13 protein-coding genes are annotated in these 16,372 nt (G+C 55.1%); 2 read left to right on the top strand and 11 right to left on the bottom strand.

Features of this window, described 5'->3' with window-relative positions:
• Nucleotides 1–37: 37 nt before the first annotated feature.
• The 11 genes from F556_RS0117880 to F556_RS0117830 form a co-directional block, all read right to left on the bottom strand.
• Nucleotides 38–823, bottom strand: a complete 786-nt coding sequence (locus F556_RS0117880; protein ID WP_020618355.1) for an ABC transporter ATP-binding protein — start codon at nucleotides 821–823, stop codon at nucleotides 38–40.
• A 53-nt stretch (nucleotides 824–876) separates the two neighbouring features.
• Nucleotides 877–3,210, bottom strand: a complete 2,334-nt coding sequence (locus F556_RS34430) for an FtsX-like permease family protein (protein WP_020618354.1) — start codon at nucleotides 3,208–3,210, stop codon at nucleotides 877–879.
• Entirely contained in the window at nucleotides 3,211–4,452 is a 1,242-nt protein-coding gene (locus F556_RS0117870) for an MFS transporter (protein WP_020618353.1), read from the bottom strand.
• Nucleotides 4,453–4,588: 136 nt separating this feature from the next.
• Nucleotides 4,589–5,236 (bottom strand): TetR/AcrR family transcriptional regulator, encoded by a 648-nt coding sequence (locus F556_RS0117865; RefSeq protein WP_020618352.1) that lies wholly within the window; start codon nucleotides 5,234–5,236, stop codon nucleotides 4,589–4,591.
• Nucleotides 5,237–5,541: 305 nt separating this feature from the next.
• A complete protein-coding gene (locus tag F556_RS0117860; RefSeq protein WP_157272807.1) occupies nucleotides 5,542–5,874 on the bottom strand; it encodes a hypothetical protein in 333 nt (110 codons plus the stop codon).
• A gap of 219 nt (nucleotides 5,875–6,093) precedes the next feature.
• Nucleotides 6,094–7,092 (bottom strand): response regulator, encoded by a 999-nt coding sequence (locus tag F556_RS34425; RefSeq protein WP_020618350.1) that lies wholly within the window; start codon nucleotides 7,090–7,092, stop codon nucleotides 6,094–6,096.
• A 96-nt stretch (nucleotides 7,093–7,188) separates the two neighbouring features.
• Complete coding sequence (locus F556_RS0117850) at nucleotides 7,189–8,319, bottom strand: response regulator (RefSeq protein WP_020618349.1); 1,131 nt, start codon at nucleotides 8,317–8,319, stop codon at nucleotides 7,189–7,191.
• A gap of 172 nt (nucleotides 8,320–8,491) precedes the next feature.
• Nucleotides 8,492–11,320 (bottom strand): S-layer homology domain-containing protein, encoded by a 2,829-nt coding sequence (locus tag F556_RS0117845; RefSeq protein ID WP_020618348.1) that lies wholly within the window; start codon nucleotides 11,318–11,320, stop codon nucleotides 8,492–8,494.
• 14 nt (nucleotides 11,321–11,334) lie between these two features.
• Nucleotides 11,335–12,243, bottom strand: coding sequence for a hypothetical protein (locus tag F556_RS36400; protein WP_020618347.1), 909 nt, complete (start codon nucleotides 12,241–12,243; stop codon nucleotides 11,335–11,337).
• A gap of 327 nt (nucleotides 12,244–12,570) precedes the next feature.
• Nucleotides 12,571–13,323 (bottom strand): MerR family transcriptional regulator, encoded by a 753-nt coding sequence (locus tag F556_RS0117835; protein WP_020618346.1) that lies wholly within the window; start codon nucleotides 13,321–13,323, stop codon nucleotides 12,571–12,573.
• A gap of 35 nt (nucleotides 13,324–13,358) precedes the next feature.
• Entirely contained in the window at nucleotides 13,359–14,249 is an 891-nt protein-coding gene (locus F556_RS0117830; protein ID WP_020618345.1) for a CPBP family glutamic-type intramembrane protease, read from the bottom strand.
• A 122-nt stretch (nucleotides 14,250–14,371) separates the two neighbouring features.
• Between F556_RS0117830 and F556_RS0117825 the strand changes: the two genes are divergently transcribed.
• Entirely contained in the window at nucleotides 14,372–14,923 is a 552-nt protein-coding gene (locus F556_RS0117825) for an RNA polymerase sigma factor (RefSeq protein WP_020618344.1), read from the top strand.
• The gene (locus tag F556_RS0117820) at nucleotides 14,904–15,950 is read left to right on the top strand and encodes a hypothetical protein (protein ID WP_157272806.1); all 1,047 of its coding nucleotides are present in this window, start codon (nucleotides 14,904–14,906) and stop codon (nucleotides 15,948–15,950) included. Before F556_RS0117825 ends, F556_RS0117820 begins: the two co-directional genes overlap by 20 nt.
• Nucleotides 15,951–16,372: the final 422 nt, after the last annotated feature.

The following is a 16,372-nucleotide window of genomic DNA, read 5'->3' as shown; positions in this document are numbered from 1 at the left end:
CTATGCTGGCTTTGCGTCCCTGCTTTTCAATACCTCCTCAGAAGCCCATCCGCTCCAGCCAATTGCCTACCTTGCGTTCCCGCGCCTCCAGATCGCCTTCGCTCTCGTAAGGCCCCAGCTGGCACTCGTCCACCAGTCTGCCGTCGAGCATGTAGAGAATGCGCTCCGAGCGGATCGCTACCTTGGCATCATGCGTAACTAACAGAATGGCTGTACCCTGGCTATGGATTCCCTGCAGGATCTCCAGCACATCGCGGGTCGAGCTAGAGTTCAACGCACCAGTGGGCTCATCTCCGAACACGATCTCCGGCTCATTCATCAGGGCCCGGCAGATAGCAGCCCGCTGCAACTGACCCCCGGATACAGATGTCATATCCTGATGCGCCAGCTCCGCAATCCCCATGTCTGCCATTAGTGACAGCGCACGCGCTGTCAGCTGTTTACGATCGACCTTCTTCGCCGCATAGGCGGAGAGTACGATATTGTCCAGCAGGCTCAGCTGCCGCAGGAGATGGCTTTGCTGAAAAATGAAGCCCATCCGCTGCAGTCGCAGCTCGGCCCGCTGTGCCTCCGACATCGCTTCGAGCGATACACCGCAGAAACTCACTTCACCGTCAGTAGCTGGTTCCAGTCCGCTAAGCAGGTACAGTAAAGTCGACTTGCCGCAGCCGGATGGCCCCATTACGGTTACAAACTCGCCTTGCCTAACGCTCAAATCGACACGATCCAGCACCGGATGCTGCTTGCCTCCCAAAACATAACTCTTGGAGAGCTGCCTGGCTTCTATAATGGCCGGCCTTGCCACCCCCGTCACATCCACCATCCGAGTGCCTTCCTCCTTATGCCCCGCTAAATTACCGCTATCTTGAATCCCCCTCATACCCGCACTCCCTTCCGCTCCGTTATCGCTGTCCGTACCGTAAACCACGCAGCCCATGCCGTGCCCCCGGCCAGCAGCAACGTGTAGCCCAACTGGACCGCTAGCGGCAGGGGCAGCAGCCGGATGCCCGCTGCCCCAAACCTGGCCCCCATAACACCTGCCAACATATTACCGCCCACACCAGCCAGACAAGTGCCCAGGATTAGCCCTATTGTCAGCAGCAGGGTTACACGAGTCATATACTGACCCCGCATCGCCCATGCCGCGAAGCCCATACTGCGCATGATCGCAATCTGTGAAGCATCCTTGGCCAGCAGCAGCCGGTAAAAGAGCCCCGTAATCGTCGCGCCAACAATCACCGCGAGCAGAGCGGCAGCCAGCGACACCCGCTCAACCTGGCGGATCGTACCACCCAGCGTCTGCGCCAAATAATCCTGCATATCCGTTACGCGTGCTTCCGGGAATGCCTCGGCATAGGACTGCCGTTTCTGCTGCAGATTCGTCACCTCCGCCAGATTGATAGCTGCTGTCACCCAGAGGCGGTCTTCTGGCGACGCGGCGATGAGGGCCTTGGCGGTCTTGCCTCCGTTGGTGATATCCTGATAAATGCCGCTGACGGTCAGCTCCCGTTCCACGCCGCCTGCGATCGTCACCACTTGGTCTCCGACCTGCTTGCCCAGACTACTCGCCAACAGATCGGAGAGGGCCAGCTGATCCGCTTGCTCTGGTGCTCCCCCACTCGCATATTGAATGGGGAAGACACGGAAATCGCCTTGCTCGACGTAGATCGTTTCTGTCTCCCCTGCCTGATCGACGACTTGCCAGGCGCTTGTCACAAACAGCGCATAACGCTCGGTTTCGCCATCCTGTTGAATCGATACGTCCAATTCCTCTATTTGCTTGTCTGTCAGCGGCCCCGATGGCCTCAGATCCAAGCGAAGGTCACTGCGAGCCGCTCCCATGTAGGAGATAAAGTCTGGCGAATTAAAGGTGTGGAGCAGTTGTTGCGGAATCAACAACAAGATTAAGCCTAGTACGTATACCCCGCACAGCAGACTGTACATGGGCAGGCGCGATCGGATGTCTTTGGCTGCCAGCAGCAGCGATAACGGCAGTCGGCTCCGGTGAATGGCCGGTGCCCGTCCAACCCGACCAGCAGCTGGAGCCATCCCTGTCCGGATCGCGTCTACAGGACTGACCCGGCCCAGGCGGCCCAGCATCAGCCAACAGATAGCCAGCACAACCAGCCCCACCAGCACAACCGCTCCAAGTGGAACCAGATACGTAGCCGAACCTGGCGCCGTTCTCCCCATATACAAAGCCATCTGATCCGTAATCAGCCTGCCAGCTGGCAAAGCCACCCCGTAGCCCGCCAGACAGGCCAGCACTGTAATAACTGCATATTTGCCGAGATACAGCTGGCGAATCCAACGACCGGGCAGACCCAGAGCCCTCAGAATGCCAATCTCCCGGTAATCTTCCTCCAGGGTAGCGCTCATCGTGAAGCGGAGGCATAATGCGGAGATCCCTATGAGCAGCAAGCTGGCCAGGATGATGACGGCGATGACGATGCCGTCCGTCAGCAGGTGCAGCGTCCGCAGCAGTCCATAAGTAATCGACGGCCCCTGCTGCGGCAGTCCCGCTGCCCGGTAAGCCTGCTCCAGCCCGCCCGCCAGCGAGGGATCCGTCAGCCGGAACGTGATCAGGTATTCCCTCGCCTCAATGTGACCAGCCAGCGCCGTCCAGTCCTCCTCATGCAGGACAAACCGCTTGGAGCTGATTAGCGCGGGGTTCATCTGAACATCCCGTACAAAAGCGGCAATTCGCCAGGTCATCTCCCCCTGCTCCGTGACAATGCGGACGAGGTCTCCTTCTTGAAGCTTCAGTTGCTCCTTATAATAGACGGGGACGCCCACTTCCCCCGGCTCAATCTCGGCAATGCGATTATCCAGATCGAGCAAGTAGTCGAATCTGAGACTCTGTTGTACAAAAGCATTGTCCATCACCTCGGATGGACGGCCCCCGTCAGAGGAGCCAATCCGAAGCGCGCCAGCAGAGACAGGGATCATCTCCACCGTTTGCTGAAGAACGACGGACGATTGGGAGGCGGAGAAGTCATCGATGGCCGCCTGGTCTACCTCTCCCGCATGCATCTGCACGACATGCGGCACAGCCGCAGCCTCGAAAAACCGGGACACCGAGCTGCTTAACTCAGCTACCATCAGGGCGGCCGCAGCCGCTAGTGCCGCGGATGACGCAATAAACAGGAACAGGACCGCGGTAATCACTTTATTCCTGGTCAAATCCCGGACAGCCAGCTTCTTCAACATTTATCCACGCTCCCCTTCGTTATACAGCAACCTTCGAGCCCCTCCCGCCAATAGGGCCATGGCCGCGCTGACCATCAATACAACCAGATGAATCCGGCTGCCCGCACTCCGGATCACCAGTCCATACACCAGTTGTCCGAGAGGGGCTGCACATTGAGAAGCCATGGTAATGATGGCCAGGACTTTGCCCAGATGGAGCGGCGGCGTTTCCTTCTGAACCCGGCTGATGACAGCAATCGAAATCATGGTCATCAACCCGGCGACCGGCATTGCACACACCAGGAATAGTAGATACGGCATATCATGTCCTGACAGCAGACCAAGAGGCGTGAGGGACAGCGCCAGCGGTACCAGCAGAACCGCAATCACGTAGAGCCAGCGATACAATAACGGCACGGCAAAACGCTTGGCAAGCTTGCCAACCGACAGCGCGCCCACGATAACCGCTGCCTGAATGAGTCCGACCCCTAGGCCATAGCGAGTATCACTGCTCTCCATGACGACCCGGAGAATATAAGGTGCACCAACAAGAAAAAACGGCGTCAGAATGAAATTCAGCAGCGCTGCCAGAAGGACCGCCTTACGGATCAGCCCCTGGCGCGTGACATAGGCGAAGCCGTCCTTGAGGTCTTGGCCCACGGTCGGGACTGGCCCGCCGCTTCGCACACGAGGGATGCGAATGAACAACAGCAGCATCCCCGAGAGCAGAAGGGCGACGGCACTGGCTCCCGCTAGTACCGGTGCCCCAACCAGACTGTAGAGGATGCCGCCAGCAAGCGGTGCGGCTACAGCGGACAAGGCTTGCACACTGCTGACCATGCCATTGGCCTGCTCCAGACGGTCCTGTGGCACCAACTGGGGGATGCTCGCCAGCACCGTTGGTGAATAGATGGCGCTGACTACTGCCAGCAGCATCATCAGTCCGCCAATGAGCGCAACCGGCGGCTCTCCCGCCGCCATGGCCAGTAGTAGACTTAAGACAATGACGCTGCCAGTAAGGTCCAGCAGGATCATCAGCCGCCGGCGATCCATCCGGTCCGCGAGCGCCCCTCCTACAGGGGATAGCAGCAGGGGTAAATGGGATAGCGCCAGCAGTGCAGCGAACACATCGGCCCTCCCCGTCAAGTCAAGAACATACAGCGAGAGCACAAACCGCATGAGTGCTGTGCCCAGAATGGAGACGACCTGCCCTATGACCAGCAGGATAAAATGATGGGAGAAGCGTGCTTTCCCTTTTTCCACCTGAGATGCCTTCTTTCTTTTATAAATTCGTAGTTTCGTTTATAGACCGACCGTCGGTCTATAATACTCAGACGAAGGGTACAGTAGTGACTCCTCCGCTAAAAATCAAGCCGCTCCCAACCGCTCCCCTTAACCGTCACTCTCCATCGGCTGCAGGACCTGCCAGTCGCTCCAGCATGAAGTCGAAGCTTCCCTGCTCTGCGCCCAATGATTGTTCAATCATCCGCACAAAGGCTGCGGCTCTGCGCATAACTTCTTCCTGCGGCCATTGGAACAGCCCCTCGTCAAAAATGACTTGTGCCCCAGCCAGCAAAAATTCCACGGTCTCCCTGGGGTATTCGGTGCGGAACAGCCCCTCCTTTACCCCTTGCTCGACAACATCTGCCAATACCGGTCCAAGGTGCAGAATGGCCTGAACCAGGCTCTTCTGATGCATTTCCGCATTCTCCGGCTGATGAAATTGCTCGATCATCTTCTCCTTGCTTCCACCCTGTACAGGGGACTGCGCCATCAGAATCTGCAGCAGCTTGCCCAGCACCGGGATATCAGGATCTGCGGCGATTCTGCGGGCCATGGCAGCATCCGCTTCAATAATCCGCATAATGATCGCATCCATGACCTCTTCCTTGGACTTGAAGTAGTAGTAGAAGGTTCCCTTAGCAATGCCTACGGCATTCAGAATATCCATAATCGTCGTCTTGGCGTAGCCCTTGCTCGTGAAGAGCATCTCGGCCGTATCCAGGATCTCATGTTTGCGTTGTTCCGGTGCTTTGATCGTCCGCATCGTATAGCCTCCATTTATAGACTGACGGTCGGTCTTTATGTATATTACACACTACAAAAGTTAAACTGTCAAACTTTTTCATGACTTGTAACCTTACGAAAAAAATAAGCCCATTAACAGGCTGTTGAAAAAAAGAATGCCTACAGTCACGGATCGATCTTCCGATCGCTGTTGTCCCCAGATTTCTTTGATTTTACCCCTATTAGGGGTGAAATCCGGGGACAAAGGCGAACGCTTCGCTTCTCCAGATTCGATTCCGTGCCTCTCCGGCATTTATTCAACAGTCTAATCAAGGACTTAAGTCTTTAGTTAATTAAAATTTCTTTATAAGGACCCGACACATACCATAGCCTGCTTTCATCTTCGGCTATCTCTGAAGCAATATCGATGTAAACCACGTTACCATTTTCTCTTTCCCAAAAAAGTATCATGTAATCTTGTTCCTGATTGAGTAAGACTGCTGGGAAATAATCTTTGTATTGAAGAGCTGCTTCCCGCTCTTTACTAGTTAAAGCAGCATTTACAGAAAAAGCTTCCTCTTGGGAGAGCTGATTTGTAAATTTCAACCCTATGTCAGCACTACTAATTAAATTCCATTGATTAAGGTCAGCAGCTGAAAATTCCTTTGTTTGGTTCATTTTCTTCAGCGCTCTGTCCCAACTTCCGACTAGGATTTTATGCACATTCGGTTGAGACTCTGCTTGTAATTGGCCCGTGACTATATGAGCTGTGCCCTCATTTACTTTTTCAGGAATAGTTTTCTCAGGCCTCGCACTGATAAGACCTGAAAAAGCAACTATACTTATAGCCCCTATTGCAAAAAATAGTGGATTATAAATTTAGCTTCGGACAGTCCGCTACCCTATCTTCTGATTTTCTAACTCTTTGTATAAAACTTCACTCTCCAGCTCCTGCGGATAGCGCGCCTTGATCTGCTCGCACAGGGCTCTTGCTTCAAACGTCAGACGCTCCTCCTTGAGAAGCCGCGCCACCCTCATCGCATGGTAATACCAGATGATCCGCAGCTGCTGACGCCGCGATTCTGCCCACGAGTAATCCAGGCCTTCCAGATAATCCCCCCGGTACATGCCAATCAGCTCAATGTGCAGGTGCAGCGTGTGCCGGGTCAATTCTGGGGCTTTGGCTACGCCGCGCTCCCAACGCTCCACATCGGTTTGCACGCCTTCTCTGGGCACCCAATAGCCCTCATCGGCACTGAGCACCTGCAAGCCGCTCTCCCCCAACACCTTACGGAGCTGATAAACGGCTGTATACAGACGGGCGTACGCCTTGGCTTCCTCAAAGTCATCCCACAGCAGACGCGCCAGCACTTCTTTGCGGACCAATCGGCCATCTACGTGCAGCAGGTATGCACACAGCTCCTTCGTTTTCTGCGTCCGCCAAGCTGGTAGTAGCTTCTCTCCCGCGTCGGTTTCGAGCCCCAACCCGCCAAGCAATCGAATTCGCAACGTTTGATTCTGTACAGGCGTACCTGCATGGAGTTTGTCTCTTGCCCGCTCCAGCGTCTGCTTCAGCCGTTCCGATTGCAGCGGCTTGAGCAGATAGTCCAGCGTTTCCTGTTCAAACGCTGCAATCGCGTGGCGGCTATGTGCCGTCACAAAAACAATCTGAATCTGCGGCAGCAGCAAATTAATACGCTCTGCAAAAGCCAACCCATTGAGCTCCGGCATGTCAATGTCCAGGAACAACAAATCCGGCCGCAGCTGGAGCGCCGCCTGATAACCTTCCTTGGGATCCTGATACATGCCTACAATCTCCAGTCCGCCTGCTTTTCTAAGCCGGTTTTCCAATCCTTGCAACGCTAACCATTCGTCATCCACCAGCATGACTCTCATCTATTGGCGCCTCCTGCCCATTCATCAGATTCCTAAGGCGCCATTGTAACTTGTCCAGCTATACAAAATCTCCACAGCCTCACTAACACTCGTCGGTTAGGTGCCAGACCATGCCGTGTACCAAGCTACCGTGCCTGGCCCCGGCTCCTCTCCCAGCTCTTCCCGTAACAACTGTCGCATCTGCCGATATTGGCGATCCACGGCGGCCCGGTTTCCCGCAGCGGCATACAGCTGCATCAGCCCCAGATGCAACTCCTCCTCCTGCGGCTGGCGTACGCTCAGCTGATGGTAGAGGGTCAGCGCCTTATCCGGAAAGCCATGCGATGCATACCAGCGCGCCAGACGAAGACCCGTCTCCAGCCACCGCAGGCTGAGACGATGACGCTCTCCTTCGGCCCACCAATAATCATGATCCTCCAGATAGTCGCCTTCATAGGCTTCGAGCAGTGCTGCGTAACGCGCGGCAGATGCTGCATCCAGCGCCGGCAGCTCACGCAGCTCACGTTCCCATTGCTCCACATCGAGATCCACGCGATCCAGCTCCAGCCGGTAGCCGTCGGATGCACTGACGAGCTGAAACCGCTCCCCATAAGCTTCCAACGCCTTGCGAATGTGGTAGACGGTCGTGTACAGCTGCGGGTAGGCCCGCTTTAGGTCAAAATCCGGCCATAGCAGCTCGGCCAGTTCTTCCTTGCGCACCAGTCTTCCCCGGTGATGCATCAGATACAGGAAGAGCTCCTGAGCACGGGAAGTCCGCCAGTTCATGGACAACACCTCTCCGCTCGCCGATTCGACCAGCAACTGCCGGAATAACCGTACGCCGAGCGGACGATCCGCAGTGGTGACGACCGGGGGCGTCTCGGCGCTTCGTTGACGTATGCGGACCAGCGTTTTGGCCAATCGGTCCCGGCTGAACGGCTTGACGACGTAGTCGATGGCGTTCAGTTCGAATGCCTTGACCGCGTAGTCGTCATAGGCTGTAACGAATACAATGTGCAATTGGGGCCGCAGCTCCAGCAGCTGTTCGGCCAGCTCCAATCCGCTAATCTCGGGCAAATGAATATCCAGGAAGACAATGTCCGGTTGCTGCTCTGCGACAGCAGCCTTGCCCTCCAATGGATCCATATAGCTCCCCACTACTCCAATACTGACTTCCGTAATCCCGTTCAGTTGTTTCGTCAAGTAATCGAGAGCCAGACGCTCGTCATCGATCAGGATGGCTTTCATACTCAGACTCCTCTGCCGGTTCGTGATGCCTGCATGAGCGCACGTCATACAGTCTCCGGCTTCTATTATATCAGTCTTAGATGGAGTTGGCAGGTACGATGGTCGCAACATCACAAAAAGGGATGGAATCGTCACCGACTCCATCCCTTCGTGCTATGAAGGCTTGCAAAGATTAATCTTGCGACAGCAGATTGTACAAGACTTGTGCAGCTTGGGCGCGGGTTGTCAATCCCCGTGGGTCCAGCTTGCCATCGTTGCCTTGCACGATACCGCGAGCTACGAGCGCGTCGAATGCTTCACGCGCATATGGCGCGATCTGGTCTGCATCGCTATAGCTGTCAGTAGCTGCACCTGCAGCCGCTTCCGGCAGTTCGCCGAGCGTATCCAGGGCGCGGTACAGCAGTGTGAACAGTTCTTGACGGGTAATCGCGTCCTCTGGCGCGAAGCGATTGTCGCCCGAGCCTTGCGCGATACCGTACTGTTTGGCGGCAGCCAGGTAATCCGTGTAGTACTTGTTACCCGCATCAGCAAAGTTGTCAGTTGCGCCAGCCTGTGGCGTGATGCCATAACTGTTCAGCAGCAGGACGATAAATTGTCCGCGCGTCACTTGCGCACTTGGGCTATAATGATCGGCATCGGTACCGTTAGTGATGCCTCTGGCTGCCAGGAAGCTGATCGCCTGGGCATGCCACGCGGAGGAAGCCACGTCAGCGAACACAACCGGGTTGTATCCGATGATGAATTGGGAGAAATGTGTCGTATCAAAATCAACCGTACGCGTGCCGGCGACATAACGTCCGCGCAGCGTTTCCAGATCACCCTCAGCGGATACGGCGTAGACAATAATGGCTTCCGGACTTTCACCAGCAGCCAGTGTATACGGCAGGCTGACGTGAATCGTGCTGCCAGCAAACGTCTCGATTGGTGTCTCGCCAGCGAATACGCTGATATCATAAACTGGACGATCACCAAGTGCTTCTTGACCTTCCTCGGTCAGAGAGGACTTGCCGATAATGAAACTAATATCTCCATCTCCTGCCGCTGCACTGATGCTCTGAACCGCATTGGCATCTAAGAGGAGCGTACCGAGATTGCCATAAGCGAGCTTAATGGCAGCATCTGTACCCGATGCCAGAGCGTTAAATGCGGCTCTAGGAATCGTCAGCTGTACCGTAGCGGCAGAGCCTGGATTCACATTAAACTCAACCACAGCTTGCTCTCCAGCAGCCTCCACCAGTTTGGCAGTGGCGATCAGAGCTTCAACCGATTCTGCTGTAGCTGCCGCTACCGCATAACCCGTCTCCTCATCAACCGTCACCTCTACCGTAACGGAGGTAGGAGGCGTCGTTCCCGGCGTCTCTTCGCCAGGCGTTTCGGTCTCTTCTTCCTCATCTACCGGTGTCGTAGGTGGCGGCGTTGTAGGAGTAGGTCCGCTGGTTGGCGGATTTGTGGTCGAAGCAGGTACGACTACTTCTACAGCCGGTCCTGCACTGTAGTACAGGTCTGTCGGGTTCGTAGCGCCTGCGTTATAGCCTGTTTTGGCTGCATAGCGGACGTGGTATGTCCCTGGTGCTAGATCAGTTACTTGTTCATTAGTTGCACGAGTGTACGTCTCGCTGTTCGCCAGCTTGTATTCCAGCGCTGTCGTGGTACCAGTGATCCGGCCGTTCGTGGATCCGATGTAGCTTGGTGCCACGCCTGCCAGACCCGATGGGCTCAGTTCCAGACGGGAGTAGAGCAGGTCCAGGGCTTGCTGGTAGCGTGCGCGATTACCCGATTGATGCCCCTCAACAATGTTGGTCCATGTATACATCAGCTCAACATGACCAAGAATTGGTGCTGGTTGGCCTTGCGCATTTACCGCAGCCTTGTCATAGATGAACGGGTACGGGATCTGCAGACGTGTGGCTGAGACCGTTTCCCCATTCGCCTGATAGCTGATGCGTGTAGGCGGATTTTGACCTGCATTGTATGTCGTTAGATTCGGCAGATTTTCGTTAACCAGGTCCACATACAGATTGGCATACCGATGATCCGTAGTACGAATTTGGAAGTCGTTACCTCCAGTACCATAGACACCGCCGTCAAGCTTTGTATCAAAGTTGTAGATCTTCGTAATTCCTTTGTCCAGCGCCGCATCATTGATCAGACCGATGACCGGCTGGGTGTTCGGGCACCACGAGCCGCCAATAACGATGTTATGGGTGCCTTCTGTCTTGAGCAGCTCTTGCAGCTCATGGTAGGTGACATGCTCGAATACGACTTCTTTTCCGCGGAAAATCTCACGGTCGAGTTTATCGTCATACACCTTGGTAAAGTAGTCCTCGGCTGTAAAGATGTCATGCTGCGCGACCTTCTGACCGTTCGTTTCGATCGAGATTGCATCCAACACCTGATTCCAGTTCGATGAAGCAGAAGCGATGATCGGCGCTGCTTCACTCTCTACCGTGCGACCTTTCTCGTAAGCGAACAGGAATGGCGCCGTAATCTTCTTGGCTTCAACTGTCGTCTCGCCTTCCAGATACGTCACTTTGTCCTGAATGTCCGGCAGGTTCAGCAAGTATTTGTTCACCAGCTCAACATACAGCTTCTTGTCGCGGTTATCTCCTGCTTCATTCGTAATGTCGATGTTTTTACCATCCAGACGCGTGTCGAAGTTGTAGATCTTCTCCACGCCGTAGGCTTTGGCCTGTGCATTAATTTCGGCGATTTGTGCTTGCGTTGCTTCACTCCATGCCCCACCAATCAGCACCAGGTATGTACCTTCGCTATCCAACAGGGTGGACAACTCATGTGAGGTCACCGTCTCGAAGACGTGATCTGTTTGGCTCAGTGAGGGATAGACACGTTTGAAATAGTCAAACGCCTCGGTGACGATGGGTGTCTCCGCCTGAGCCGGAGGTTCGGCCGCTTGGGCCGAACCTGTAGGAATGAGGGGCAATGTCAGAACAAATGCCAGTAATAGTGCAATAAATCTGCGTGTAGATTTCAATGGTTGCATAGGGTCTCCTTTACTTAGCAAATTTCTTCTTCATCAGCTGGCGCCGGGGCTGGAGCAGGGGCTGGAGCAGGGGCTGGTGCTGGCGTTGGAGCAGGCTCAGGGGTAGGAGCCGGAGCTGGTGTTGGCGCTGGTGCCGGCGTTGGTGCTGGCGCAGCAGCTGGAGCAGGCGACGAACTCTGCGACTTCGGCGCTTCCTTCGGTTTGCTCTCTTCTTTCACAGGAGCCGGAACGGATTTAGGCTTGCTCGATTGTTGGTTGACGAAGTTTACCGATTTAGACTTTTCTTCCGTCTTGCTTGGTGCCGGAGCTGGTGTAGCTGCAGGCTCGGACTTCGCTGCTGGAGCGGTCGATGCGGCTGGTGCAGCCGTCTCTTGCTTCGGTTGGCTAGCTGCCGGTGTAGAAGCTGCAGGTGCAGTTGCCGGTTGCGTGGCCTGGCTAGTAGCCGGCTTGCTCGCTGGTTGGCTCGCTGCGGATGGCTGGGACGTCTGCTGTGCAGCAGGCGTGCTGGTTGTTGTAGTTGTAGTTGTTGCTGGGCTGGATGTCGCTGGGGCAGCTTCGGTTACGCCGTTCTTTTGAGCGGCTGGGGAAGCAGCTGCTTCAACCTGATCATTGCGGCTCTCTGATGTCTGCGTTGATGCAGCAGAAGTTGCCGCTTCCGTGTTTTCTTGGGTAGCTTCCTCTGTAGCCACTGCTGCTTCCACTTGCTCTTCAGCTGGTGCAGCTGCTTCAGCTTCTGCTGTTTCTTGCGGCTCTACCGCTTCGTTGGCGTTAGCAGCCACATTCTCTTCAATTGGAGCGGCAGCCCCTGCGAGTGGGGCAGCACTTGGCTTGTTCCCCGAGACGGCAGCATACGTGACGACAGACGCGAATAATACGACGGTTGCAGTGGAGATCGTTACTTTGGTAAATAGGCGATTCTTCATTGGGTTATCCCATCCTTTGGCTTGCAGCGCCGATCATGACCCCCGCTGCCAAGCAGTATTTGGTGAAACGAATCTTACTTCATGGAGCCGGAGCGCTCCCCCGACCTTCATCCCTCCCCTCCAACCGAGATGCTCGGAGAAAAAAAGAAAGATTCGAAGGGTGCTGGTATAACAGCACACGCTTCGAATCTCTGGTGGTCCAGTCGATTTCTCTGTTCGTCTTCTCCTCCATGACCGCTGTCATGGTTTGCTTAGTTTCCATATTATGCTGCTTTACGTTCCGTGTCAATAGTTTTCCTATGTTTTTTGTCGGAATTAAAAATCGCCCTACTCGGGTTTGAAATTATCGGCTGTCCACCGCTCCAAAATCCGCTCGATGTACGCCATAACCTCAGCAGTCATCCCATAACGACGGGCGGGTTCACCCTCCTCTGGCACGATGGAGGTCCAGAACTTGTCCGCGAGTTCCGCATTACCCTCAAACAAACGCTCGCCATAGTTCATAATTTTCAAGGCCAACAATTGCGATGCCTCCGAATCTGGCGACTCCGTGTAGTGGCTATGAATTTCCTTCAGAATCTCCGCCCATTCCCAGACGAGCGGATGATTCGGGTCATTGACAGCAATTGAATCGCGCTCTTGGGGCTGAAGCGGATGGGGACGCGAAAGGGCTTGGGGCTTGTCCAGCTGCCGAATAAATCCGGCCATCTCCTCCGCGTCCACTTTGCCTGTAACCCGCATGGCATATAAGGATGCTGTCAGCAGCTGCTCCACTTGATCCAATTGTGCTTTTCTAACTTGAACCGCCTGTAATTGAGCCTGGAGGGCTTCCTCCCAGGCAGAGACGGGCCCACTCTCATATGCTGTCTGCCGCTGCAGAAGTTCTCCAATTTCCCGAAGTGTAAAATGCATTCGCTTCATGACCGCAATCTGCTGCAACCGCAACAAATCTGCATCACCATATAGTCTGTAATTACTGGGCTCTTGGCGCTGCGGCTGAATCAAACCCAACTTCTCATAGTAATGCAGCGTGCGGATGGAGACACCTGTCATGTCAGACAACTGCCCTACCGTGTACATCGTCCCATTCCTCCTTGTGAAATCATACTGGCCCTTTACATACTAGCTGCCCTGTTGCCACGGCGGCGTCTCCGGACTATCAGCAGCGCACCTAGTACCATAGCTCCTCCCACGATGATGGAGAGAAATAGAATAAAGATTTCTCCCACACCCGCCTCGTGCTCTGCGAAGGTAAGCAGCCGTTGCTCCCGCTGTCCCACCACAAACCTAGCCATTTCCAAATAAGCGAGATGGAAGCCAATGGATGCCCCAATCGATCCTGTATAACTGCGCAAGAGTTGAAGCGTCGTACCGAAGGCAAGCAGCAGAATAATATAATCCACACTAATGGTTACGCCAAAAGGCATGCCTGCCAAGCCCTGAATCCCGTTCGCAGCAACCGGCACAAGCACAAACAGTAGGATCTGAACCACATAAGCCGCAGCGGCGGGCAGCTGCTGACGAAGTCCGCTGTACATTGCACCTCGCAGCGACAGTTCTTCGGGTAGAGCTTCATAGAATAAAGCGATACATGTATTCACTGCTATGGCCACAACCAGCTCGGTCGACAGATGCCAGGAAACGATGGTGATCATGCCTGCGTATGAGGCTACGATGAAACCCATGGTCCCTAATCCGACCACCAGTACCGCCCCCGCCAGCAGATGCATGATCCCACGGCCCGATAACGTTGGAAGCAAGCCTGTTGAGATCCGATATTTCCTCCCAATCCACAGGACTGCGGAAACGACAATTAGGGTCACGACCACCGCCTGTATTATGGATACGGCCGTGTCATTAGCCCCCGCTTCCCTTGCACTCTTGCCTGCCAGTGTAGCAAAAAACAATCCCAATGTCATGGCCAGCCAACTCAGCCCCGCCACCTTCCATCCGTTACTTCGCGGCAAGCCCTTCTTCGGTTTATCAGACATTTCTCGATCCATCATATCTCAATCCCTCCTACCCTCAGTGTAAAGCCTCTAGTATACGTGAGGGTCAAGTCAAAAATATATTTTGAAACCGGGAACAATTCAGGCATGGTATTGTCTAATGATAGAGAGGTGATGGGATGGAGGATCTGAAGAGTCTCAAGATGGCCGCGGAAGACATCCCGCTGGCGGTCGAGGAGTTAATGGAAGCGCATGGTCAGGACGTATGGAATTATGCGTTTCTCCTCACCAAGCAGCGAGAGAGTGCCGACGACATCACACAAGAGGTTTTTCTGACCGCGCTGCGCAAGCTCCATCTGTTCGAGGGCCGCAGCTCGCCGAAGACCTGGCTGCTGACAATAACCAGACATAAGGCCATCAATTGGCTCAAATCCTCCTTCTTGCGTCGTGTCCGCTTGTTTAGCACCGTGCAGCAGCGAGAGCTCCAACGCTCCGCCGAGCAGGAGGTGCTGGCCCAGATGGGGATAAGAAGGATTTGGCTCAGCGTCATGCAGCTGCCAGCCAAGCTGCGAGAGGTGCTGATTCTGCATGCGCATTACGGCTTGTCCTACGGGGACATTGCCAATGTGCTGGAGCTCTCCATCGGCACTGTCAAATCCAGGCTGTATCGTGCCCGTTCACGAATGGAACTCATGCTGAAGGAGGAAGGTGATGTCAATGAAAAAGGATAACGAACCCGCCCCCTCTTGGTATTGCGAGCTGGAGGAGACGCCCTTTGACAAGCCGCAATGGTCCATGGAGCGGCAGCGGGAGTTGCGAGAGGTGCTTCACCGACAGCATCGGAGGCGGGTCGGGAGACGTCACTGGTTATGGCAAGCTTCAGTTGGCGCTTGTCTCATGGTCTTCATGATGACAGGGATTTTGTGGGTGGCTATTACCCAACCGTCTAACCACTCGGCACCGTCGACTGCCTCCGACGTGCAGCCACCCCCGGGCCCAAACGTCACCTGGGAGGTATCGCCAGGGGGTGAGCCGGAGGTAGGTACGCGCGGGGCGAGTTGGAGAATCCTTCGTACGCTGAAGGAGCTGCGAGGCAAGGAGGTTCGTATTACGGCTACGCATGAAGACACCGGCTTCACGTTTGAGGAACTGCCGAGCACCAAGATTGATGAGACAACAGCTATTGATCTTTACTCCGTAATCTCCTCGGTTTCAAGTGACGCAACGACAACGTCTTCTTTCCGGCCACAGTTCCCTACGCTCGGGGTTCCGCAGCAAGACGGCGGTACTATGCTGGTCTCCGAGATGATCGTCCCCCTCCCTGGTACCTGGAGCTACACCCTCTATCTTGACGGCGTGCACCAAGGCAGCAAGGTGCTGGAGATTGAGGGCGCGGAGTGGACCCCAAGTCCAACCTTTCAGTCGGGTGCGTATACCTTAGAGGGCGTAGAGGGGCAGCTTGGTCTGCTGAATGGCGGGTTCCGGGCGGGACAGGTGCAGAAGCACATGTGGCACTTCTGGGGCACAGAGCAGGAGGTTACAGGTAACGTCGACGTGTATGCGGTGCAAGCCGGCAGCTCTCGCCTAGAGCACATTCTTGAGGGGGACCCAATTCAGCCTGGTCCGCTCAATGGTGCCGACGCGACATTCCCCTGCCACATGATGATCCCCGAGCCCGGCCAATGGACACTGCTGGTCACCGTCAATGACCGCCTGGTGGGAGCCGTCCCCGTTGAGGTGGAGCCAGCGGAGGAATAGTGAGGGAGTAGATGAGTCTCCAGACGCGGAGAACGCGATGGAGGAGCGCCAACCACCAACTAACCACAAGCACCCTCCACCGACCGACTACCAACTAAACCAACTAACGACCAACTAGCTGGTTCTTCGGATATGACGGATGCCGGAGCGCCAATACTAACCAACCATTAACTAACCACGAGCACCTCCACCACCACCAACTACCGACAACCGACCTCCCCAGCTGTAACGGCCATATGTGCGCTTATTTGGCCAATTTAGCGGCGGTTTCTCTTCTAACGGACACAGGTGCAGTTATTTGACCCAAATGTGGCATCATGCACCCTCAAAAGTAGAAATAACTGCGCTCATGGCCGTTAGAATTTCAAACGTGCGTTTTTGAGCCAAATAACCGCTGTGGTGGCCGTTAGAACGAGCGGCAG

This window comes from Paenibacillus daejeonensis DSM 15491, assembly GCF_000378385.1.
GTDB classification, from domain to species: domain Bacteria; phylum Bacillota; class Bacilli; order Paenibacillales; family Paenibacillaceae; genus Paenibacillus_D; species Paenibacillus_D daejeonensis.
The sequence above is the reverse complement of the archived record's forward strand: the minus strand, read 5'-3'. Positions and strand labels throughout refer to the sequence as shown.